Below are 21519 nucleotides of genomic sequence, written 5' to 3'. Positions count from 1 at the left end.
GGGACCTTGGACCTGAGTCCTCGGGGCCCGGTCGGACGGTCCCCTCAGCCCAGTCGGCGCAGCTGGTAGAGGCCGTGGGTCCGGGCGACGACGGTGCCCTGCTCGTCCGTGACGTCGGCGTCCAGCACGAAGTCGGACTTGCCGGTCGCCTCGGTCTCCGCCAGCACGCGGGCGATCGTCTCCTCGCTGAGGGTGGCGCGGGCGACGACGTCGGTCGTCGCCGGGCGCAGGAAGTCGATGGTCACCTGCTTGACCAGCGGTACGGCGCCCTCGAGCACGAGCGACGTGCTGGCGTAGACCCCGCCGAGCACCTCGGCGACGGAGAACAGCGACCCGGCGTAGGTCGTGCCGAAGTGGTTGACGTTCGGACCCGAAGGGAGTCGTGCGGCGACCGTGGTCCGGCCGGCCTCGACGATCTCCACCTGCATGGCGTCGAAGATCGGGATCATGGTCCGCACGTGGGCGGTGACTTCCTCGGGTGTGGCCACGGGCTCAACGTAGTGGACGGCGGAGTGCCGCCACCCGCCCCGTGCCACCCGCCGTATCCCGCAGCCTGAACGCACGAGCGCCCGGACCGGTGACGGTCCGGGCGCTCGTGCGCGTGTGCGGGCGGGGCCGGCTCAGGCGACGTCGTAGCGCGCCTGGCCCAGGCGCGGGTGGTTCGAGCCCTCGAGGAGGACGTCGACGACGAGGTCGACGTCGTCGACCATCGGCACGTGGCCGCACTTCGGCAGGGTCACGTGCGTGGCGTCCGGCAGCGCCTTGCGGGCGCGCGTGGCCTGGTAGGGCAGCAGCACGAGGTCGCGGGTGCCCCACGCGACGGTGACCGGGATCGACGGGTCGATCGGGCGGTCGAAGGGCTCGCCGCCGTCGATGATGGTGCGCAGCGCCGGCTTGGCGTGGATCAGGCCCCGGACGTCGCCGAGGGCGCGCTCGGCGTCGAGGCGACCGCCGTGGGTCATCAGCAGGCCCATCGCGGCGGCCCGGCCGGGGGCCGTCCGCATGACCGCCGGGGCGACCGGCTCGAGCAGCGTGGCGGCGCCGGTCAGGGCCACGAACACCGCCCGGATGTAGAGGAAGTCGAGGCTGCCGCGCCAGAAGCCGGCCGGGGCCAGCGTCGTGGCGCTGCTGACGAGGTCGTCGGCGGCGGCCTCGAGGGCGATCCGGCCGCCCAGCGAGTTGCCGGCGATGTGCGGGCGGTCGAGGCCCTGCTCGGCGAAGAAGTCGACCAGCACGTCGTGCAGCTGGTCCTTGATCGGCCGGCCGTCGGGCACGATGGCCGGCGACTCGCCGTGGCCCGGCAGGTCGAGCAGGATCACCTCACGGTGCTCGGCCAGCCGGTCGACCACGGGGTACCACGCCTGCCGGCGGTGTCCGATGCCGTGGACGAGGACCAGCGGTTCTCCCGATCCGATGCGTTCGTGGGCGAGCATGGTGACCTCGATTCCGCGCACCGACGCTGGTGCGACTTAGGTGCAACTAGGAGTTGCGGATACCGAGAGTAGGTCCGGTGCTAGCTGCGCGCAAGCACCCGTCCCAGCGGCAGGGGTGTGGTCAGGGTCACATCCCGGATCCGGGCACGCCCGTGACGGAGGTCAGCCCTCGCGGATGCCGAAGCGCTCCTGCACGCGGCGCAGCGGCGCCGGCGCCCACCAGTTCGCCTCGCCCAGCAGGCGCATCAGGGCGGGCACGAGCAGGGCCCGCACGATGGTCGCGTCGATGAGCACGCCGAGCGCCATGGCGACCGCGATCTGCTTCATGAAGAAGACCGGGCTGACCGCGAAGGCGAGGAAGACGACGGCGATCATCACCGCGGCCGCGCTGATGATCCGGCCGGTGCGAGCCACGCCCTCGGCGACCGCCTCCTCGTTGGGCAGGCCGCCGTCGTGGAGCTCCTTGATCCGCGCCATCACCAGCACGGCGTAGTCCGTCGCGAGCGCGAAGGTGACGGCGAACAGGAAGACGAGACTGGTCACCTCGACGGCGTACGGACCGGGGTAGTCGAGGAGCTGGGTGCCGACCTTGCGCTCGAAGACGAGCACGAGGATGCCGAGGACCGCCGCCAGGGTGAGCGCGTTCATCAGCAGCGTCTTCAGCGGCAGGATCACCGAGCCGGTCAGCAGGAAGATCAGGACGACGATCAGGAGCACGATCAGCGCGACGACCAGGGGCGCGTGGCCGATCAGGCTGGACTTCTCGTCCATGAAGCGGGCCGTGTTGCCCGACACCAGCATCTCCCCGGGACCGTCGACCGCGCGGATGCCGCGGACCGCGTCCTGGGCCCGTTCGTCGAGCGCCGGGGCGTCGAGGACCACCGTCGTCCAGGCGACATCGGCGTCGGCACGGGCGAACGGCGCGACCGACTCGACGCCCGGGACCGCGCCGACCCGGTTCGCGAGGGCCGCCAGGGCGTCGTCGTCGACGTCACCGCGCACCACGATCGAGGTGGCCTCGGTGAACGCCCGCCCGTACTGGTCCTCGATCGCACGGTTGACCTCGTACGACTGCTGGCCGGGCGGCACCGCCTGTGCGCTGGGCCCGGTCAGCGTCGTCGCCACGAGCGGTGCGGCGAGCGCGAGCAGGCCCACGGTCGTCGCCACGGCGACCAGGACCGGCCGCCGCATGACCGCGTGCGCGAGCCGGAACCAGCGGTCCGAGGTGGCGGCGAGCGAGGGACCCTTCCGGATGGACAGCGCGTCGATGCGCGGGCCGAGCGCAGCCAGCAGGGCCGGTACGACGACCACCGCCATCACGGCCGACAGGACGCCGACCGCCGCGCCCGCCGCGCCGATCGAGTAGAGGAAGCGCTGCGGCATCACCATGAGCGCCGCCATCGCGGCCGCCACGGTGAGGCCGGAGAACAGGCTGGCCCGACCCGCGGTCGCCACCGCCCGGCGATGCGCCTCGAGCGTGTGGCCGTGGACCAGGACCTCCTCGCGGTGCCGCGACACGAGCAGCAGCGCGTAGTCGACGGCGAGCCCCAGGCTCAGCGCGGTGGCGATGTTGAGCGCGAACAGCGAGGTGTCGACGAGGGCGGCCATGATCCGCAGCGCGAGCAGGGTGCCCAGGATCGACAGGCCGCCCAGCAGCAGCGGCACGGCCGCCGCGACCACGCTGCGGAAGACGACGAGAAGCAGGATCCCGAGCAACGGGAACGCGATCAGCTCGGCCCGGGTGAGGTCGCGCCGGGTCTGGTCGTTGACCTCGTTGAAGCCCGGCGCGAAGCCCGCGTAGCCGACGTCGACGATGTCGGAGCGGACCCGCTGGCGCACCGACTCGTCGGCGAGGCCGCCCTCGTCCTCGAGGTCCGTCGTGGTCAGCTGCGCCGGCAGCAGCACGGACCGCTCGTCGCTGGCGATCAGCCCGGGCGTCTCGAACGGGTCGGGCACGTGGCCGACGTACCGCGATCCGCGCAGCTCCTCCGCCAGGCGCAGCACCTCGTCGCGCACGGTCGAGTCGCTGAGGTCGAGGGCACCGCCGTCCCTGGGCCGCACGAGTACGACGAGCCCGGGCTCGGCTCCGTGCCCGAGCGCGTCGTGGAGGACCGCGGCGGCGCGCTCGCTCTCGGAGTCGGGGTCCGTGAAGCCGGCGGCCTTCAGGTGGTGCTCGACGTCGTGGCCGAAGAACCCGGCGAGTGCGGCGAAGAGGAGGGCGCCCAGCAGGATCGACCGGGGCCGCCGCCAGGTCAGGTCGGCGATGCGACGGAGCATGGCCGGAAACTAGTGGTCGCGGCCGCTCCTTGTCTGTAGCCGGATCAGCTCACCGGGCTCAGCCGGCGCGCAGCGCGCCCACGCAGCAGGCGAAGGACGCCACCAGCGCGAGGGTGCGGACCAGGTGCAGCCGGTTCCACGAGTCCTCGAACGCGCTGCGCGCGGCGTCCCAACCGGCGGGCCCGTCGGGGGTGCCGGCGGCCATGAGGGCGTCGTTGAGCGGGATGTTGCCGGCCTGGGTGATCGCCACGTTGGCGACGTACAGGACCAGCGCGGCGACGACCCACCACCGTGCCGGCCCGGTGAGGGCCGCGACCGCGAGGCAGCCCAGCGGGGCGACGAAGAGGGTCAGGAAGAGCGGGTTGAGGATCGCGACGTTGATCGCCTGCATGGCGACCACGAAGGTGCGGTCGTCGGCGCGCGCGAGTCCCGGCATCACGGCGGTCGAGAAGGCGAGGAAGAGGCCGGCGACCAGCCCGGTCGTCACGGTGCCGCCGATGGTCGCGGCCTGACCGATGCCGTTGACGACGCCGTTCACGACGCCGCCTCCGCCAGCCACGCGCCGTTGCCTGCGGCCCGCCGCGCCCAGGTGGCGAGGTCGGTGGCGGGGCGGCCGAGCGCGGCCTCCACCCCGTCGGCCAGGTGGGCGTTGTGGCCGGCGAGGACCTCGGTGAACAGGCCGACCAGCGCGGCGGCGTCGTCGGCCGGCAGGCCCGCTGCGACGAGGCCGCTGCGCAGCCGCTCCGGGCTGACCTGCTCGTAGCCGATCGGCCGACCCACGGCCCGTGCGATCCCGGCGACCGCCTCGGCGAAGGTGAGCAGCTCGGGGCCGGTCAGCTCGTGCACCCGGTCGCCGGGCAGCTCCCCCGTCATCAGGCCGACGACCACCTCGGCGACGTCGTCGAGGTCGACGAAGGGCTCCCGGACGTCGCCCGCGACGAACGCGACGTGGCCCGCGGCCAGCGGTGCGGCGAAGAGGCTCTCGTCGAAGTTCTGCAGGAAGAAGGCGCACCGCACGACGGCCCACCCCGCGCCGTGGCGCCCCGCTGCGTCGGCCACCAGCCGTTCGGCGCGCTGCGCCTCGGCCTCGCCGCGACCCGAGAGGAGCACGACCCGTCGTACACCGGCGCGGGCCATGCGCTCGGCCACCTCGGCGACGGCCTCGGGGGCCCCGGGGAAGGTGAGGTCCGGCGCGAAGGTGAGGTACGCCGCCGCGGCGGGCCGCTCGACGGTGGCCCAGGTGGCGGGGTCGGCCCAGTCGAACGCGGGGCGTGACAGTGCGATGACGGGGAGGCCCCGGTCCTGGAGGAGCGCGGTGACGCGGCGACCGGACTTGCCGGTGCCGCCGATGACGAGGTGCTGGTTGATGTCCATGGATCCACCTCATCGCGGAACGCTGAGACTCTCCATGGCTCTGGGTCTTGATTCCATGCGTGATCGTCCAGCATGGTGGAGCCGTGGACGGACTCGGTCACCTGCTCTCCGGTCCGCGGGCGCGGCAGGCGTTCGCGCTGCGGATGGTGATGGAGGCGCCCTGGGGGGTGCGGATCGAGGACGACCCGGCGCTCACGCTGATGTCGGTCGCCCGCGGCTCGATGTGGCTCACCGGCGAGCTCGGGGAGCCGGTCGAGCTGCGCGAGGGCGATGTCGCGGTCATCCGCGGCGGCCCGGTCTACACCGTCGCCGACCACCCGTCGACCCGGCCGGGCATCACCATCCTGCGGGGCAATGTGTGCGTCGACCCCGACGGGCAGCTGCTGGCGCAGCGGATGGCCCTCGGCGTGCGGACGTGGGGCAACAGCCACGACGGGTCGACGGTCCTGCTCGTCGGCACCTGGGAGGCCGAGACCGAGGCCGGCCGTCCCCTGCTCGGCGCCCTGCCGCCGCTGATCGTGCAGCGACGCGACGACGCGTCCTCTCCCCTGCTCACCGTGCTCGCCGACGAGATCGTCCGCGAGGACCCCGGCCAGGAGGTCGTCATCGACCGCCTCCTCGACCTCGTCCTGGTCACCGTGCTGCGCTCGTGGCTGGCCGACGACGCACAGGTCACCCGGGGCCTCGCCCACGCCGACCCGGTCGTCGGCGAGGCGCTGCGGCTGATGCACAACCACCCCGGCCACGCGTGGACGATCGCCTCGCTGGCGGCCGAGGTGGGTGTGTCCCGGGCGGCCCTGGCGCGGAGGTTCGGGGAGCTCGTCGGCGAGCCGCCGATGACCTACCTGACCCACTGGCGGCTCTCGCTCGCCGCCGACCTGCTCGTCGCCTCGGACGAGGCCATCGACACGGTGGCGCGACGGGTCGGCTACGGCAGCGGGTTCGCGCTCAGCGCCGCGTTCAAGCGCGTTCGCGGGGTCAGCCCGCAGCAGCACCGGCGAGCGGCGCGGGGCTGAGCCTGGATCCAGGCCGGCGTCACAGCAGGGAGCGCATCTTCGTGGTGTCGAAGGATGCCGCGAGGTCGGCGACCGAGCTGCCGGCCAGGGACCGGCGCCAGGCCTGCTCGGCCGCCGCCATCACGCGTGCGACGCCGCAGGGCCGGGTGCACTGCTCGGGAGGTGCCGCGAGCTCGCCCTGCTGGCGGATCTCGGTGCAGCGGAACGCCGGCTCGGGGCCGTCGATCGCCTCGACGACCGCGAGCACACTGACCTCGGCCGGCGGCCGGGTCAGCTCGTAGCCACCGTCGCGGCCCTCGACCGGACGCACGATGCCGGCCCGGGCCAGCGCCTGGAGGTGCTTGGCCAGGTAGGTCCGCGAGACACCGTGCAGGTCCGCCAGCCGGGCGGCGGGGACCGGCTGCTGCGCCTGACTGAGCACGACGCAGCAGTGGATCGCCCACTCGACACCCGCACTCAGCTTCACACGGGGAACCCTAGTTGGCCGGCACCGGGCGCGTGGCCAGCCAGTCGTCGTACGACGTCGGGGCGATCCACGCACCGGCGCCCGGGGTGGCGACCAGCGCGGTGTCGTCGAGGGCCGCGCCGAAGTAGCCGGCGGCAGGGTCGGTGACCACGGTGCGGGGGTCGCCCGTGGCGGCGAACAGCCGCCGGACCAGCTCGTCGATGCCGAGGACCTCGGGTCCCGCGATCTCGACGACACCGCCGGCCGGCGCGCCGGTCACGACCTCGGCGAGGCGTGCGACGACGTCGGCCGACGCGATCGGCTGCAGCTTGCCGGGCGTGGCCCGGACCGTGTCGCCGGTGGTCGACGCGTCGGCGATGCCGGGGACGAACTCGAAGAACTGGGTGGACCTGACGATCGTGAAGGGCACGTCCCCGGCCCGGACGCCCTCCTCCTGGGCGAGCTTGCCGCGCATGTAGCCCGCGTCGGTCAGCCGGTCGAGGCCGACGATCGAGAGGATCACGTGGTGCCGCACGCCCGCCGCGGCACCGGCGGCGACCAGGTGGGCCGTCGAGTCCCGGAAGAAGGCGAGCACGTCGTCGTCGGCCCAGGACGGCGAGTTGGTGAGGTCGACGACGACCTCGGCGCCGGCGACGGCCTCCGCGACGCCTTCGCCGGTGGTGGTGTCGATGCCGGCCTCGCGCCCCAGCGCCACGACGTCGTGGCCCTGTCCGTCGAGGTACGCCGCGAGCTGGCTCCCGATCAGTCCTGCTCCGAAGATCACGATCCTCATGTCCGCCTCCAAACTCAGATGATGTTTATCTGAGATTACTACGACACACACTGTCCGAGTCAAGTGACGGCCCCGACGAGCGACGCGGTCCCGCTGAGCAGCACCAGCCCGATCGTCAGGTCGTCGAAGCGGCGCTGGTCGATCAGCTCGGCCAACCGCAGCCCGACGGCGTTGCCGACCATCCCCACCAGGAGCCACGCCGCCGTCTCCGACGAGGGCTCGACGACCGGCACGTCCGCCACGACCGCGAGCGCGGCGAGGGTCAGGCAGTTGCCGACGACGAAGAAGGCGCTCAGGTCGGCGAGCCGGGCCTTCACGGTCGCGCCGCTGCGGGCGAGCAGCACCGCGGGAGGGATGCCGTTCAGGCTGGTGGTGACGCCGAGGACGCCGCTGCAACCGCCCGCCACGAGGGCCGCCCGCGTGCCGGCCCCCGACGGGGTCGTCGCCGGGCGCCGTCTCCCCCGCACCAGGTGCAGCCCGCTGGCCAGCACCACCAGGCCGGCCCCGACCTCGAGCACGCCGGCGGGCACGAGCCGCGCGACGACCAGCCCCGCGGCGATGCCCGGGACGCTGCCGGCCAGCATGGCCGTCGTACGACGGAGGTCGAGGTGGTCGCGCAGCACGACGACCGACGGCAGGCGGGTCAGCACCGCCATCACCAGGTTGAGTGCGACCGCTTGGGACAGCGGGACGCCGAGCACCAGCAGGACCGGCAGGTAGAGCAACGAGCTCGCGAACCCGACCAGCCCACCGACGGTGTAGCAGGCGAAGGCGCCGAGGGCGCCGAGGATCAGGACCACCGGCCGGACGGTGTCGGTTCGCGTCGCGGCGTCGTGCCGCACCTCCCGGTGAGTGGGATCGGCCGACGTCCGCCGGAGCCGGCCGCTCCTAGCGTGACGAGCGACACAGACCGGGGGTCTCGGGCCGTCGGACCAACCCACTTGGAGGATCAGTGAGGAACCGCATCGCGGCGCGCAGCCGCGTCGCCACCGCGCTCCTGGCGACCACGTTGCTGGTGGCCGGATGCGCCAGCTCCGAAGGCAGCGAGGACGGCAACCAGGACACCTCGTCCCTGTCGAAGGAGGAGATCTACGCCGCCGGCATCGTCGGCGTCTCCGGCGACGAGGGCGACCCGAAGGACGGCGGCACGCTCACCCTCGCCGACTACTCCGAGGCGCGCAGCCTCGACCCGACGAAGACCATCCCGAACGGCGCCGCCGGCGGCAACGCGCTCGCCGCCGTGTACGACGTGCTGATGCGCTACGACCAGCCCTCGAACTCGTTCGAGCCGTGGCTGGCCAAGTCGCTCACCACGGAGGACAACACGACCTGGACGCTCGAGCTCCGGGACGGCGTGACGTTCAGCGACGGCACCCCGCTCGACGCGAACGCCGTCGTCGGCAGCATCGGCTACTACATGAAGAACGCCGGCTACAACACGCTCCTGCTCGCCACGAACATCAAGGACATGAGGCCCGAGGGCGCCACGAAGGTCGTCTTCACGCTCAACCAGCCGTGGATCACCTTCCCGAACATGCTGGCCAGCGGGCCGGGCATGATCATGGCGCCGGCGGCGTACAAGGGCGGGCCGGAGAAGTTCACGCCGATCGGCGCAGGCCCGTTCGCGCTCGACACGTACAAGCCGGCCGAGGAGCTCGTCCTCGAGGCCAACCCGGACTACTGGAACGGCAAGCCGCACCTCGACGCGGTGCGCTTCGTGTGGCTCGGCAGCGACGCCGACCGCCTCTCGTCGCTGGCCGACGGCTCCGTCGACGTCGCCAACATCCGCGCCGCACAGACGCTGGAGAAGGCCCGCAAGGACGGCTTCGCCGGGATCATGGCCCCCAGCGGCCTGGGCAGCATCTACTGGCTGAACAACCGCGAGGGCCGCGCTGCGTCGGACGTCCGCGTGCGCCAGGCGATCAACTACGCGATCGACCCGACCGTCGTCGCCGAGCGGGTCAACGGTGGCGCCGGCCTCCCCGGCCGCAACATCTACTCCCCCAGCGCGCCGTACTACGAGGACGTGGAGACGTCCGACTACGACCCCGAGAAGGCCAAGGCGCTGCTCGAGGACGCCAAGGCCGACGGGTACGACGGCAAGATCGTCTACATCGGCCAGTCCGACCAGGCCTCGCAGACCCAGGCCGTCACCGTCGAGGCGATGCTCGAGGCCGTCGGCTTCACCGTCGAGACCGACCTGCTGCGCAATGTCGCCGACCAGACCCAGCGGATCTACGTCACCCACGACTACGACCTCGCCGTCGCGGCGATGAGCGTCCCCGACGAGGACCCGTACTCGCGGCTCGCGACCAACCTCAACAGCCAGTCGCCGCAGAACCCCTCCGGCTACGCCAACCCCGAGATGGACGAGCTGATCGCGAAGCTGCAGGCGGCCTCCGGCGACGACGCCACCGCCCTGCTGAAGCAGATCAACGAGCTGTGGCAGGAGACGGTCCCCGGCGTCGCCATGGGCGCGGGCGCGTTCTTCATGCCGTGGAACAAGGACGTCCACGGGATCACCTCCACCTCCGAGACCCTGCTGCTCCTCGGCGGGGCCTGGAAGGCCTGAGCACCACACAGGAGCCCCTTCCCCTCGCCACTCGTGGTGAGGGGAAGGGGCTCCTCGTCGTGCGCGAAGTGTGGAGGTTTCTCCGCCGAAGTGTGCGGTTTTCTCCGCCCAAGTGTGAGGTTTTCTCCTCCGAGGTGTGCCGTCAGCGCCTCCGGCGCCACCTGTACGACGGATGGTCGGGACCGCGGGAGTAGATCCGCTTGCCCGCGCTCACCGGCGTCCGTTCCGCGATCACCGCCGCGAGCTCGCCCAGCCACTCGGCACGTCGCTGCGCCGTGAAGTCCCCCTTGCGCAGGACCAGGATGATCCAGCCCGCGTCCGTCAGCGCCGCTCTCCGGGTCTCGTCCCGTTCGCGGTCGGCCGTCGAGCTGTGATCCGCCTCTCCGTCGTACTCGACGGCGACACGCAGGTGCGCGTAAGCGTTCTCGAGCCGAGCGCGGCCCCAGCCCGGCACCACCACCTCCACCTGCGCCTCCGGCACCGGCAGGCCGGCGTCGCGGATCATCAGCCGGGTCCACGACTCGGGTTGTGAGTCGGCCCGATCGGTCGACAGGGGGATCAGCTCCCGCAGCTGGATGACGCCGCGTCGGCCCCGGAAGCGCGGGAGCTGAGCGGACAGGTCGGCGACGGAGAGGCGATGCTTCCGGCGGAACTCGTCCAGCGTCGCGATCGCGCGGTAGCGGCCCAGGAGACAGGCGACGTCGCAGGCCGTGCGCACGGGAATGGTCACCTTGACCCCAGGGTGCAAGGTCATTACGTCGGCCGCGGACAGGTCGCGTTTGCCGCCGAAGACTCCCACCCGCCTCGACGGCTCCTTCCCACCCACCGAGACCGCGTCCAGCTCCGGGACGAGGTCCAGCTCCGCGAGGTCCAGGATCTCGACGTCGTGGAGCCATGCCGCCGAACGGTCGACGACCACCGCGTGGTCGGGCATGACCAACGCTGCGGCGCTGGCTCGGAGCTCGAGGGAGTCCTTGACGCACGTCGCGACGTACACGTCGGACAGCACCTTGCGCACCTCACCCGACGCCACGAGCTTGTGGAGGCAGTTGCGCGTGAACCCTGCTTCGCGGGCCATGGCAGCGGTGAACGGTCTGTCGTCGAACCGAGAGGAGATGGTCATCGCTCGAGGATCGGCGCGATGGCCGTCGGCGACGGGCTGCCGGGAACGACCTGTGGATCGGGGCCTCTCTCCACAGGGACGTCGCGCCTCGTCGGTCCTCCGACGCACCCGTGGGACGGATGGGACAGCGCTCAGTCACATCTCGCGGGAGAAACCGTCACACCTCGCAGGAGAAAACCACACACTTCGGCGGAGAAACCCTCACACTTCGCGCGCTACAAGACTCACCGGTACGACGGCGCGAGGAGCTCCCAGGGTCGGGCGGCCTCGAGCTGGGTGGCCAAGGCGAGGAGGGTGCCCTCGGTGCCGAGGTCGCCGATGAAGTGCGCGCCCAGAGGGAGGCCGGCGGTGTCGAGGCCGGCGGGGATCGACATCGCGGGCATGCCGGTGGCGTTGGCGACGGCGGTGAACGACGAGTAGTCACCGCCGCGCTGCCACATCACGGCCGGGTCGGAGGTGTCGAGGACGCCGAGCTCGGGGACGGGCAGCGGGAGGGTCGGGGTGAGCAGGAGGTCGTACGACGAGAAGCTCGTCCCGAGCTGCCAGCCCGCCTGCTGGACCGCGGCGAGTCCGTCGTACACCTGCACCGGGGTCATGGTGGCGAGGTAGTGGTCGTGGATCATCCGCGTGAACGGCTCGAGGTCGTCGTCCCGCAGCTCACGGCCGAGCGCCTCGAGCCGGTGCTGGACGTCGGCGAGCAGCGAGACCCCCATCAGGGTGGCGAATCCGCTCATCACGAGCTCGTGGTCGTGGGCCAGCGTGGTCTCCTCGACGACGTGGCCGAGCTCCTCGCAGAGCGCGGCGACGGACCGTACGGCGGCCACCACCTCGGGCGACACCTCGCCCCCGTCGGCCCGCTCGACAGCGAGCCCGATCCGCAGCCGCAGCGGTGCGGTGGCGGCCTGCTCGACGAACGGCGACGACGGCGTGGGCGCGGCGAGGGCGTCGCCGTGCAACGGCGCCGACGACAGGTCGAGCAGCAGCGCGCTGTCGCGCACCGAGCGGGTCAGCACGTGGTTGACCGACAGCGGCGCGGCCAGCATCCCCGCCACCGGGTACGACGACACGCGGCCCCGGCTCGGCTTGAGACCGAACAGCCCGCAGGCCGACGCCGGGATCCGGATCGATCCGCCTCCGTCGTTGCCGTGGGCCACCGGCACCAGCCCGGCGGACACGGCAGCGGCGGCCCCGCCGGAGGAGCCACCCGGCGAGTGGGTGGGCGCCCACGGGTTGCGGGTGGGGCCGTGGAGGAGCGGCTCGGTGCTCGCGTTCTTGCCGAGCTCGGGGCTGTTGGACATGCCGATGACGACCATGCCGGCGGCGCGGTAGCGCCGTACCAGCTCGCTGTCGACGGCCTGGACGTCGCCGTCCCACAGGCGGCTGCCGCGGGTCAGCGGGAGACCGGCGACCTGCATGCCGAGGTCCTTGATGAGCGTCGGCACACCGTGGAGCGGTCCGGCGGGCAGGCCGGCGTCGACCTCGGCGAGGGCCTGCTCGAAGCGCTCCGCCACGACCGCGTTGAGGGCGGAGTGCTTCTCGATGCGGGCGATGGCGTCCTCGGCGACCTCGCGCGCGGACACCTCCCCGGACCGGATGGCGGCGGCAGTGGCGATCGCGTCGTCGTACATCGGGGTCATGCCTCCACGTGGTGACAGGCCACGAACTGTCCGGGGCGGACCTCCCGCAGCTCGGGCTCCTCGCCCGCACACCGGTCGGTGGCGAGCGGGCAGCGGGTGCGGAACCGGCACCCGGACGGCGGGTCCAGCGGCGAGGGCAGCTCGACCGCCCGCGCGGGCTCGGCGCCCTCCCCGTCGGGCGCGGCCGCCTCGGGCACCGACGCCAGGAGCAGCCGCGTGTAGGGGTGGAGCGCGTCCTCCAGCGACGCCGACGGCAGCACCTCGCAGGTCTTGCCGAGGTACATCACCAGCACCCGGTCGCTGATGTTCTTCACGACGGCCACGTCGTGGGCGATGAAGACCATCGAGAGCCGCAGCCGCTCCCGCGCCTTCTCCAGCAGGTTGAGGATCTGCGCCTGGACGGACACGTCGAGGCTGGAGACCGGCTCGTCGCAGATCAGCACGTCGGGGTCGAGCGCGAGCGAGCGGGCGATGCAGACCCGCTGGCACTGGCCACCGGACAGCTCGTGCGGCCGCTTGTCGCGCACCGTCGCGGGGTCGAGCCCGACCGACGACAGCAGCTCGTCGACGAAGTGGTCGCGGTCCCGCGCGCCCCAGCCCCAGATCTCCAGGCCCTCCACGACGAGGTCCTTCACGCGTCGCCGTGGGTTGAGCGCGGAGACCGGGTCCTGCAGCACCAGCTGCATCCGGGACCGGGCCTCGCGCATCCGCCGGGCGGGCAGACCGGTGAGCTCGACCTCGCCGAGCCGCACCGATCCCGACGTCGGAGGCGGCAGCTGCATCACCGCGCGCCCCGCGCTGGACTTCCCGCAGCCGGACTCGCCGAGGATGCCGAGGGTCTCCCCGGGCAGGAGGTCGAGGCTGAGCCCGGACACGGCGTGCACCGTGCCGCGCGCGACGGGGAACTCGACGACGAGGTCGTCGACGACGAGCGCCCGCTCCCGGTCCGGACGCAGGTGCGCCGTACCGCTACCGGCCATGCTCGGCTCCTTCCAGGACGGCAGTGCGCAACGGGTGGTGGCAGGCCACCTCGCGCCCACCCGGTACGACGGCCGCCACCGGCAGCGCGTCGCGGCAGGTGTCCGTCGCGAACCCGCAGCGGGGCGCGAACCGGCAGCCCGCGGGCGGGCGGGTCATGTCGGGCGGGTTGCCCTCGATGGTGCGCAGGACGGTGTGCGGCGCGTTCCCGAGCCGCGGGATCGAGGCGAGCAGCGCGTCGGTGTAGGGGTGCGCGGGCGCCGCGAAGACCGGCCGGGTCGGACCGGACTCGACCGTGCGGCCGGCGTACATGACCTGCACCCTGTCGGTGCGTCCGGCGACGGCGCCGAGGTCGTGGCTGACCAGCAGCATCGCCATGCCGCGCTCCGCGACGAGCGAGCCGAGCAGGTCGAGGATCTGCTTCTGCACGGTGACGTCGAGGGCGGTGGTCGGCTCGTCGGCGATCAGCAGCCGCGGGTCGCAGGCCAGCGCGGTCGCGATCACCACGCGCTGGCGCATGCCGCCGGAGAGCTCGTGGGGATACTGCCGCAGGCGCCGCGCGGGCTCGGGGATCCCGACCTGGCGGAGCAGGTCGACCGCACGCTCGGTGGCCTCGGCGCGCGAGCAGCGGAGGTGGCGCCGGAGGGTCTCGGTGAGGTGGGTGCCGACCCGCTTGACGGGGTTGAGCGAGGTCATCGGGTCCTGGAAGACCATCGCGACCTCCGGCCCCCAGAGCCGTCGGCGCGCCGACGGCCTGAGCTCGTGCACCGAGCGGCCGCCGAGGCGCACGGTCCCGCTGACGGTGGTGGTGCCACCGGAGGCGACCAGCCCCATGACGGTGCGGCCGAGCACCGACTTGCCCGAGCCGGACTCCCCCACCAGTCCGAGGGTCTCGCCCGCCGCGAGGGCGAAGGAGACGCCGTCGACGGCGCGCACGTCGCCGCGCGGGGTGTGGAAGGTCGTGCGGAGGTCCTCGACCTCCAGCAGTGCGGTAGGAGTGGTCACAGCTTGGCCGCCCTCGGGTCCCAGCGCTTCTGCGCCCTCTCCCCCAGCAGGTTGAAGGAGAACACGGTCAGGAACAGGCAGATCCCCGGCACCACCACGATGAAGGGGTGCTTCTCCATGACGCCGCCCTGGCCCTCGGCGATCATGTTCCCCCACGTCGGCTGCGGCTGCTCGATGCCGATGCCGAGGAAGGACAGCGACGCCTCCGCGACCACGAGCACGGAGATCATCACGACCGCGAGCGACAGCACCGGCAGCACCACGTTGGGCAGCACCTCGCGCAGCATCAGCCGCACCCGGCCGGCGCCGAGCGCCCGCGCGGCGAGCACGTACTCCCGCTGCGCGACGGTGATCGTGTTGGCCCGCGCGAGCCGCACCATGCTGGGGATCGTCAGCAGGGACAGGGCGAACGCGATGCTGCGCACGCTCGGGTCGAGCACGGTGCCGAGCGCGATGAGCAGGATCAGCGGGGGTACGGCGAGCAGCGCGTTGGCCAGGATCCCGACGACCCGGTCGGTGGCGCCGCGCACGAAGCCGGACACCAGGCCCACGAGACCGCCCACGGTGGTGCCGATGAGCACGGCCAGCAGGGCGACGAGGATGGAGGTCCGGGCGCCGTACACGGCACGGGCGAGGACGTCGAGGCCGTAGTTGTTGGTGCCGAGCGGGTGCTCGGCACCGATCCCGCCGGGAGGCGCGAAGATCGGCGAGGTCAGGCCCTTCACCGAGTCGTCGGCGCTGCCGAGCGGCAGCCAGGGCGCGAGGGCGGCGGCGCCGAGGACGAGCACCAGCCACGTCATGCCGAGCCAGAAGACGACGTCGACGGGCCTGCCCCGCACGGCGCGGGCCATCCGGCCGAGGCCGGCGATCGCGGCGAGCAGGCCCGCGACCAGAACGAGCATCCGGACCAGCGTGACCAGCACGGTGGTGCCGGCGGCCCAGCCGGCGACGCCGAGGCCGGCGGCCAGCAGGAGGACGCCCGTCAGCAGGAGCGTCGTACGACGGTCGCGGAGGGCGGGACGGGGCGGGACGACGGGTTCAGGCGCGAGCACGGCGGGTCCTCGGGTCGAGCAGTCCGTAGGAACGGTCGATCAGGGCGTTGCTGCCGACGTACACGACGGCGATGACGAGCACCGCGCCCTGAACGACCGGGTAGTTGCCCTGGTTGGCGGCGTCGATGACGAGCTTGCCCATGCCGGGCAGCGCGAAGAGGTACTCCACGATCACGGTGCTGCCGACGAGTCGCCCGATGCTCAGCCCGAGCACGGTGACGAGCGAGAACGACGAGGGTCGCAGCGCGTCGCTGACCATGATCCGCAGCGGCGACATGCCGCGGGCGCGGGCGGCGAGGATGAAGTCCTCGTGCAGCGTGGTGACCAGGTCGTTGCGCAGGATCCGGGTGAACATCGCCGCCTCCATCAGCGCGATCGTCAGCGCCGGCAGGAAGGCGTGGGACAGGTTGCCCGCGAGGCTGTCACCGGGGCGCACCCACTCGTTGCGCGGGAAGATCCCCAGCGAGTTCACCAGCACCGCGATCAGCACGATGCCGATCAGGAAGGACGGCATCGACAGCAGGCCGAACGTGACGGCGCTGATGGCGCGGTCGGCGCGGCCGCCCTGGTGGTACGCCGACCACATCGCCAGCGGGACCGCGATGAGCAGCGCCAGCACCAGCCCGAGCACGGCCAGCTCGAGGCTGACCGGGAACGCGGACGCGATCCGGTCGAGGACGTCGGTCTGCGGCGGGACCAGCGACGTGCCGAGGTCGCCGTGCAGGACGCCGCCGAGCCAGTCGGCGTACCGGGCCAGGAGCGGGTCGTCGAGACCGAGCTGCTCGCGCAGGGCGTCGTACTCCTGCGGGCTGCGGCCCTCGCCGAGCACGGCGACGGCCGGGTCGCCGGGGACCAGCGACAGCAGCAGGAAGACCCCGATGCTGACCAGGAACAGGACAGCGACCAGCTCCAGGAGCGGGAGGAGGAATCGGCGGGTCACGGAAGGAATCTCCCAGTCCGGTCAGGATCCGTGATGTGACGCGTCCCACTCACCGGAAGGGCCCGGCGTGGTGGCCGCGTAGCCCTCCGGCTTGCCCCAGCTGGCGCTGCGGGTGGTCCGCCGGTCGACCAGCACGCAGCGAGTCCCGGTGTAGTTGGTCGGCATGCACTTGTTGCAGTGGATGCACAGCGAGCGGCGCGTCTCGTCGGCCTGCATCCGGTTGACCAGGTCGGGCTCGCGCAGCAGGGCGCGGGCCATCGCGACGAAGCCGAAGCCCTCGGCCATGGCGGTGTCCATGACCTCGCGGCTGCTGACCCCGCCGAGCAGCACCATCGGCAGGTCGACGGCAGCGCGGACCTGCTTGGCGTCCTCCAGCAGGAAGCCGTCGGTGTAGGGGTAGGCCTTGAGCAGCCGGTGCCCGACCGCCTTCACGCCGGCCTTGATCGGCTGCGGCATGACGCCGGCGAACTCGTCGAGCGGGACGTCGCCCTTGAAGAGGTACATCGGGTTCAGCAGCGAGCTGCCCGCCGTCATCTCCAGCGCGTCGAGGGTGCCGTCGGCCTCCAGCCACTGCGCGACCGGGATCGCCTCGTCGAGCCAGAACCCGCCGGGGGCGCCGTCGTCCATGTTCATCTTGGCGACGATCGCGATCCGGTCGCCGACCGCGTCCCGCACCGCCTGGAGGATGCCGCGGGCGACCTTCGCCCGGTTGCGGAGGCTGCCGCCGAACTCGTCGTCGCGCCGGTTGAGCTTGGGACTGAGGAAGGCGCTGGCGAAGTAGTTGTGGCCGAGGTGCACCTCGACGGCGTCGAAGCCCGCTTCGACGGCCCGGCTCGCCGCGTGCCCGTGCGCCGCGACGATCCGCTCGATGTCGGCCCGCGTGGCGGCCTGCGAACGGTTCATCGCGATCACGTTGGTCCGGGCCGACGGTGCCAGCGCGGGCGACCGGTTCCCCCGGGCCTCCGCGACCGGACCACCGTGGCCGATCTGGGCCGAGACCGCCGCACCCTCGGCGTGCACGGCATCGGTGAGCGCCCGCAGGCCGGGCATCGCCTCGTCGGTCCAGAGCACCTGGTGCCGGTCCGTGCGGCCGTCCTTCGCGACGGCGAGGTAGGCGACCGTCGTCATCCCGACCCCGCCCTTCGCGTAGGCGACATGGAAGTCGACCAGGTCCTGGGTGACCCGACCACGGTGGCTCAGGCCCTCGTAGGTGGCGGCCTTGATCGTGCGGTTGCGGAGGGTGAGCGGGCCGAGCCTGCCCGCGGAGAAGACGTCGGGCGTCTCGTTCCGGGTGCTCACAGGGTCACCGCCGGGCGGACGACCTTGCCGGTGGCGTTGCGCGGCAGGGGCTCCGCGGCGACCCGCCAGTGCGTGGGCACCTTGTAGTGCGCGAGCCCGCGGGCGGCGTACTCCTGCAGCTCGGTGACGAGCGCGGCCGCGTCGGTCCCGGCGTCCTCGGGCACGACGACGGCGCCCACCTCCTGGCCCAGGTCGTCGTGGGGTACGCCGAGCACGACGCACTCGCGCACCGCGGGGTGCTCCACGAGGAGGCCCTCCACCTCGGCGGGGTAGACGTTCTCACCGCCACGGATGATCAGGTCCGAGCGGCGTGCGGCGAGCCGGATCCGGCCCTTGTCGTCGAAGGTGCCGATGTCGCCGGTGTGCAGCCAGCGGTCGGCGTCGATCGCGGCCGCGGTGGCGTCCGGGTTCTCCCAGTAGCCGAGCATGTTGTAGGCGCTGCGGACGCAGATCTCGCCCTCCTCGCCCGGCGGCAGCGGGTTGCCGAGCGGGTCGCGCACCTCCATCTCCACGCCGATGATCGGCGTGCCGAGGGTGCCCGGCGCCTCGGCGAGGTCGAGGGGTGTCGCCAGGGCGACCGCGGTGCACGACTCGGTGAGGCCGTAGCTGTCGACGAGCGCACCGGCGAACGGCAGGTGCGTGCGCAGCCGCTCCTTGAACGCGGTGCTCGACGGCGCGGATGCCAGCGAGAAGGCGTAGAGGGAGGACGTGTCGTAGTCGCCGACGCGGTCGAAGCCGAGCAGGCGGTTCGCCATCGTCGGCACGGCGCCCCAGTGGGTGACCCGGGCGTCCTGGACCAGCTGCAGCACCTTCTCCGGGTCGAACGCACCCAGGTGGAGGGCGGCCGTGCTGCCGTTGGCGAGGCGCGGGACGGCCAGGTTGTGCAGGCTCCCGACGTGGAACAGCGGCATCGCCAGCAGGTAGACCTTGTCCTGCGGCGCCACCGGGTCGCCGTACTGCGCAGCCAGGGCGTCCATGCTGCGGTGGAAGCCGATCACCGAGCAGAGGTTGCGGTGCGTGTGCACGGCGCCCTTGGGACGCCCCGACGTGCCGGAGGTGAAGAGGATGACCGCGGGGTCGTCCTCGGCGACGTCGGCGCTCGGCAGCGGCGCGTCCGGGTGCAGCGTGGCGAGACGCTCGTGGTCGTCCTCGAGGCCGAGGACCGGCGCCGTGGTGGCGATGTCGGCGAGGAGCGCGCGGCGGCGGGCGTCGGCGACGACCAGCTTGGGGGTGGTCAGCTCCAGCGCGTCCTGCAGCTCGCGCGCCGACCACCAGGCGTTGCAGCCGACGGCGATCGCGCCGATCGAGACCGTCGCCCAGAAGGTCTCGATCCAGGCCTGGGAGTTGGCGGCGTCGATCGCGACCCGGTCGCCCTTGTCGACGCCGTACGTCGTGCGCAGCTCGTGGGCGAGCGAGGAGACCCGGCGGGCGTGCTCGGCGAAGGTGAGCCGGCCCTCGAGGGTGACGACATAGGGCCGGTCGCCGTGCGCGACCGATGCGGCCAGCACCTCGTGCAGCGCGCGGAAGCGCTCCGCGAACACCTGGACGGGCGCCCCGAGGACGTCCTCCACCACCAGCTCGGTCGTCGTCACTGTCGTGCTCATGGCGGGGAGTATTCGGCGGCCCTCGCCGCGCGGGCGTGGACGGCTCCCGGTGACCGGGACGCGTCGACGGTGGCGGGCGTCGTACCGGCGAGGGTGCGGGCATGAACGCACTGCAGGACAAGGTCGCCGTCGTCACGGGAGCCGGTCAGGGAGTCGGCCAGGGCATCGCCCTCGCGCTGGCGTCGGAGGGTGTCTCCGTGGCCGTCGTCGGCCGCACCCTCGCCAAGCTGGAAGGGACCTGCGCCTTGCTGCGGGAGCGCGGCGTGCGCGCCGAGGCCTACGAGCTCGACCTGCTCGACACCGAGGCGATCGCGCCGCTCGTGGACCGGATCGCCGGCGACTTCGGTCGCCTCGACGTGGTGGTGAACAACGCCTACGACGGCGTGATGATGCCGCTCCTCGACATGAGCCTGAAGAACTTCACCAAGGGCTTCGTCTCCGGCCCCTTCGCCGCCTTCGCCTTCATGCAGGCCGCCCACCCGCACCTCGTCGCCGCCGGCGGCGGCTCGATCGTCAACCTCGTCACCTCCGCGATGGTCCGCTGGGACCCCACCAACTACGGCGCGTACGCCGCCGCCAAGACCGCGCTCCGCTCACTCACCCGCACCGCCGCGGTCGAGTGGGCCGCGGCCGGGATCCGGGTCAACTCCATCGCCCCGCACGCCCTCTCCCCCGGCCTCAAGTGGTGGACCGAGAACAACCCCGAGGAGGCGGCCGAGTTCGTCGCCGCGATCCCGATGAAGCGGATCGGCGACCCCGAGGCCGACATCGGCCGTGCGGTCGTGGCGCTCGTGGGGCCGGACCTGGCGTACCTGACCGGGGCGACGATTCCGTTGGATGGGGGGCAGGCTCACTTCTGAGCGGGGTGGGAGTTTCACCGGCCGGCCGGTGAAACTCCCGCGCTTGGACGAAGAAACTCACGCTTGGACGACGAAGTTTCATCGTCCAAGCGTGAGTTTCGTCGTCCAGCATCAGGCTGCTGACTGCAGCGCACGGAGGATCCGGGCCACCGTTGCCTCGGGTCGCGCCAGGTCCGCCCAAGTGATGCGGACCATCGTCCAGCCTGTGAGCTCACGAAGCCGGTCCTCGCGTTGCTTCTCACGCATCACCATGTCCTCGATGGTCTCGCCGGGACGGCGGTGGCGGTGGTACTTGACCATCCCGTCGAACTCCAGCATCACCCGATGCCGTGGCCACGCGAAGTCGACCCGACCGATCAGCCGGCCGTTGTGGTCGTGGATCTCGAGCTGCGCGATTGGCGGCGGCAGTCGGTGGGCTCGGCACATCAGCCTCGTCCTCGTCTCGCCGACCGACTCTGCCTTGCCGTCCACGAGTCCGAGAACGCGGTGGAGCCCGATCGATCCCGGCCACTCCGCCATCCGCTCGTGCAGTTGTCGCAGCTCGTCGATCGTGGTGAGCGCGTTCTGGAGGTACCAGTCGACGACGGCGACACCCGCCTCCTGACTGACCAGACAAGCAGTGTCGAGCGCCGTTCGTGCGGGTGCAGTGATCCAACCTTGGGCGTCGCGTGTGACGTCCGATACCAGGCAGACGCCCCGATGGTGGACGACCTTGCCCACGCTCCGCTCCCCCTTGCCGGTCAGGTCCGTCAGGTGCACCACCGAGAGATCCATCCCCCACGTCGGCCCGCCCTGCTCCACACACCCGCTGATGTGGGATGCAGCCACGCCGTCGCCGTACAGGAGCCGGACACCCTCGAGGAGCAGACGATGTCGCTCCAGCGCGTTCGCCTGCTCCCATACCGCGGCAAGGACGTAGACGCCTTGCCGCATCCGAACGAGGAAGCCCGCGTCGATGCCTCGCCTGAGGGCGTTGTCGTCGACACCCGCTGCAAGGGCATCACGCCGGAGGAGGATTCCGCTGTCGTTGACCAGGTACTCGATCATTCGCCCAGCATCAGCAACGCGGACCGGCCAGTCCTCTGGACGTCGTACAGCTTGTGGAGAACCA

20 protein-coding genes are annotated in these 21519 nt (G+C 72.2%); 3 read left to right on the top strand and 17 right to left on the bottom strand.

Features of this window, described 5'->3' with window-relative positions:
- Positions 1 to 44 precede the first annotated feature (44 nt).
- The 5 genes from BJ993_RS14870 to BJ993_RS25925 form a co-directional block, all read right to left on the bottom strand.
- Positions 45 to 488, bottom strand: a complete 444-nt coding sequence (locus BJ993_RS14870; protein WP_036547368.1) for a PaaI family thioesterase — start codon at positions 486 to 488, stop codon at positions 45 to 47.
- Between the two features lie 132 nt (positions 489 to 620).
- On the bottom strand, positions 621 to 1433 hold the full coding sequence (locus BJ993_RS14865) for an alpha/beta fold hydrolase (RefSeq protein ID WP_179649608.1): 813 nt from the start codon (positions 1431 to 1433) through the stop codon (positions 621 to 623).
- 162 nt (positions 1434 to 1595) lie between these two features.
- Positions 1596 to 3710 (bottom strand): MMPL family transporter, encoded by a 2115-nt coding sequence (locus BJ993_RS14860; protein ID WP_179649607.1) that lies wholly within the window; start codon positions 3708 to 3710, stop codon positions 1596 to 1598.
- A gap of 58 nt (positions 3711 to 3768) precedes the next feature.
- On the bottom strand, positions 3769 to 4248 hold the full coding sequence (locus BJ993_RS25930) for an anthrone oxygenase family protein (RefSeq protein WP_308645578.1): 480 nt from the start codon (positions 4246 to 4248) through the stop codon (positions 3769 to 3771).
- On the bottom strand, positions 4245 to 5084 hold the full coding sequence (locus BJ993_RS25925) for a Rossmann-fold NAD(P)-binding domain-containing protein (protein WP_179649605.1): 840 nt from the start codon (positions 5082 to 5084) through the stop codon (positions 4245 to 4247). Before BJ993_RS25925 ends, BJ993_RS25930 begins: the two co-directional genes overlap by 4 nt.
- 83 nt (positions 5085 to 5167) lie before the next feature.
- Here BJ993_RS25925 and BJ993_RS14845 point away from each other — a divergent pair, with 83 nt between their 5' ends.
- Positions 5168 to 6100: an AraC family transcriptional regulator gene (locus tag BJ993_RS14845; RefSeq protein ID WP_179649603.1), complete on the top strand. Its 933-nt coding sequence runs from the start codon at positions 5168 to 5170 to the stop codon at positions 6098 to 6100.
- 19 nt (positions 6101 to 6119) lie between these two features.
- Here BJ993_RS14845 and BJ993_RS14840 read toward each other — a convergent pair whose 3' ends face one another.
- From BJ993_RS14840 to BJ993_RS14830, 3 genes are read right to left on the bottom strand one after another with little or no spacing between them, the layout of a single operon-like run.
- A complete protein-coding gene (locus BJ993_RS14840; protein WP_036547354.1) occupies positions 6120 to 6566 on the bottom strand; it encodes an RrF2 family transcriptional regulator in 447 nt (148 codons plus the stop codon).
- 10 nt (positions 6567 to 6576) lie between these two features.
- Positions 6577 to 7338, bottom strand: a complete 762-nt coding sequence (locus BJ993_RS14835; RefSeq protein WP_179649601.1) for an SDR family oxidoreductase — start codon at positions 7336 to 7338, stop codon at positions 6577 to 6579.
- 59 nt (positions 7339 to 7397) lie between these two features.
- Positions 7398 to 8138: a TSUP family transporter gene (locus tag BJ993_RS14830; protein WP_179649599.1), complete on the bottom strand. Its 741-nt coding sequence runs from the start codon at positions 8136 to 8138 to the stop codon at positions 7398 to 7400.
- A 152-nt stretch (positions 8139 to 8290) separates the two neighbouring features.
- On the opposite strand from BJ993_RS14830, the gene BJ993_RS14825 reads away from it, so the two are divergent.
- On the top strand, positions 8291 to 9910 hold the full coding sequence (locus BJ993_RS14825) for an ABC transporter substrate-binding protein (RefSeq protein ID WP_179649597.1): 1620 nt from the start codon (positions 8291 to 8293) through the stop codon (positions 9908 to 9910).
- Between the two features lie 142 nt (positions 9911 to 10052).
- Here BJ993_RS14825 and BJ993_RS14820 read toward each other — a convergent pair whose 3' ends face one another.
- From BJ993_RS14820 to casG, 8 genes are all read right to left on the bottom strand, one after another.
- A complete protein-coding gene (locus BJ993_RS14820) occupies positions 10053 to 11033 on the bottom strand; it encodes a type IV toxin-antitoxin system AbiEi family antitoxin (RefSeq protein WP_179649595.1) in 981 nt (326 codons plus the stop codon).
- Positions 11034 to 11257: 224 nt separating this feature from the next.
- On the bottom strand, positions 11258 to 12670 hold the full coding sequence (locus BJ993_RS14815) for an amidase (protein ID WP_179649593.1): 1413 nt from the start codon (positions 12668 to 12670) through the stop codon (positions 11258 to 11260).
- The gene (locus BJ993_RS14810; RefSeq protein WP_179649591.1) at positions 12667 to 13650 is read right to left on the bottom strand and encodes an oligopeptide/dipeptide ABC transporter ATP-binding protein; all 984 of its coding nucleotides are present in this window, start codon (positions 13648 to 13650) and stop codon (positions 12667 to 12669) included. The genes BJ993_RS14815 and BJ993_RS14810 overlap by 4 nt, the downstream gene beginning before the upstream one ends.
- Complete coding sequence (locus BJ993_RS14805) at positions 13640 to 14653, bottom strand: ABC transporter ATP-binding protein (protein WP_179649589.1); 1014 nt, start codon at positions 14651 to 14653, stop codon at positions 13640 to 13642. Before BJ993_RS14805 ends, BJ993_RS14810 begins: the two co-directional genes overlap by 11 nt.
- Positions 14650 to 15705 carry an ABC transporter permease gene (locus BJ993_RS14800; protein ID WP_218864713.1) on the bottom strand — a complete coding sequence of 352 codons (1056 nt, stop codon included), beginning with the start codon at positions 15703 to 15705 and terminating at the stop codon, positions 14650 to 14652. The genes BJ993_RS14805 and BJ993_RS14800 overlap by 4 nt, the downstream gene beginning before the upstream one ends.
- Entirely contained in the window at positions 15692 to 16645 is a 954-nt protein-coding gene (locus BJ993_RS14795; protein ID WP_036547343.1) for an ABC transporter permease, read from the bottom strand. Before BJ993_RS14795 ends, BJ993_RS14800 begins: the two co-directional genes overlap by 14 nt.
- Positions 16646 to 16666: 21 nt before the next feature.
- Positions 16667 to 17944, bottom strand: a complete 1278-nt coding sequence (locus BJ993_RS14790; protein WP_179649588.1) for an NADH:flavin oxidoreductase — start codon at positions 17942 to 17944, stop codon at positions 16667 to 16669.
- Positions 17941 to 19548, bottom strand: coding sequence for a steroid-24-oyl-CoA synthetase (casG, locus tag BJ993_RS14785; RefSeq protein ID WP_179649586.1), 1608 nt, complete (start codon positions 19546 to 19548; stop codon positions 17941 to 17943). Before casG ends, BJ993_RS14790 begins: the two co-directional genes overlap by 4 nt.
- Before the next feature lie 101 nt (positions 19549 to 19649).
- On the opposite strand from casG, the gene BJ993_RS14780 reads away from it, so the two are divergent.
- Complete coding sequence (locus BJ993_RS14780) at positions 19650 to 20408, top strand: SDR family NAD(P)-dependent oxidoreductase (RefSeq protein ID WP_179649584.1); 759 nt, start codon at positions 19650 to 19652, stop codon at positions 20406 to 20408.
- Positions 20409 to 20519: 111 nt separating this feature from the next.
- Here BJ993_RS14780 and BJ993_RS14775 read toward each other — a convergent pair whose 3' ends face one another.
- A complete protein-coding gene (locus tag BJ993_RS14775; RefSeq protein ID WP_179649582.1) occupies positions 20520 to 21455 on the bottom strand; it encodes a type IV toxin-antitoxin system AbiEi family antitoxin domain-containing protein in 936 nt (311 codons plus the stop codon).
- Between the last annotated feature and the right edge of the window lie 64 nt (positions 21456 to 21519).

Source organism: Nocardioides aromaticivorans (genome assembly GCF_013408525.1).
In the GTDB taxonomy this organism is placed as follows: domain Bacteria; phylum Actinomycetota; class Actinomycetes; order Propionibacteriales; family Nocardioidaceae; genus Nocardioides; species Nocardioides aromaticivorans.
This window is presented reverse-complemented; position numbering and strand designations above follow the sequence as displayed.

What these genes read in the sequence shown, in the direction of transcription:
- BJ993_RS14815 (WP_179649593.1), bottom strand. Translation starts at nt 12,670, where the DNA reads ATGACCCCGATGTACGACGACGCGATCGCCACTGCCGCCGCCATCCGG.
- BJ993_RS14810 (WP_179649591.1), bottom strand. Translation starts at nt 13,650, where the DNA reads ATGGCCGGTAGCGGTACGGCGCACCTGCGTCCGGACCGGGAGCGGGCG.
- BJ993_RS14860 (WP_179649607.1), bottom strand. Translation starts at nt 3,710, where the DNA reads ATGCTCCGTCGCATCGCCGACCTGACCTGGCGGCGGCCCCGGTCGATC.
- casG (WP_179649586.1), bottom strand. Translation starts at nt 19,548, where the DNA reads ATGAGCACGACAGTGACGACGACCGAGCTGGTGGTGGAGGACGTCCTC.
- BJ993_RS14820 (WP_179649595.1), bottom strand. Translation starts at nt 11,033, where the DNA reads ATGACCATCTCCTCTCGGTTCGACGACAGACCGTTCACCGCTGCCATG.
- BJ993_RS25925 (WP_179649605.1), bottom strand. Translation starts at nt 5,084, where the DNA reads ATGGACATCAACCAGCACCTCGTCATCGGCGGCACCGGCAAGTCCGGT.
- BJ993_RS14775 (WP_179649582.1), bottom strand. Translation starts at nt 21,455, where the DNA reads ATGATCGAGTACCTGGTCAACGACAGCGGAATCCTCCTCCGGCGTGAT.
- BJ993_RS14780 (WP_179649584.1), top strand. Translation starts at nt 19,650, where the DNA reads ATGAACGCACTGCAGGACAAGGTCGCCGTCGTCACGGGAGCCGGTCAG.
- BJ993_RS14835 (WP_179649601.1), bottom strand. Translation starts at nt 7,338, where the DNA reads ATGAGGATCGTGATCTTCGGAGCAGGACTGATCGGGAGCCAGCTCGCG.
- BJ993_RS14865 (WP_179649608.1), bottom strand. Translation starts at nt 1,433, where the DNA reads ATGCTCGCCCACGAACGCATCGGATCGGGAGAACCGCTGGTCCTCGTC.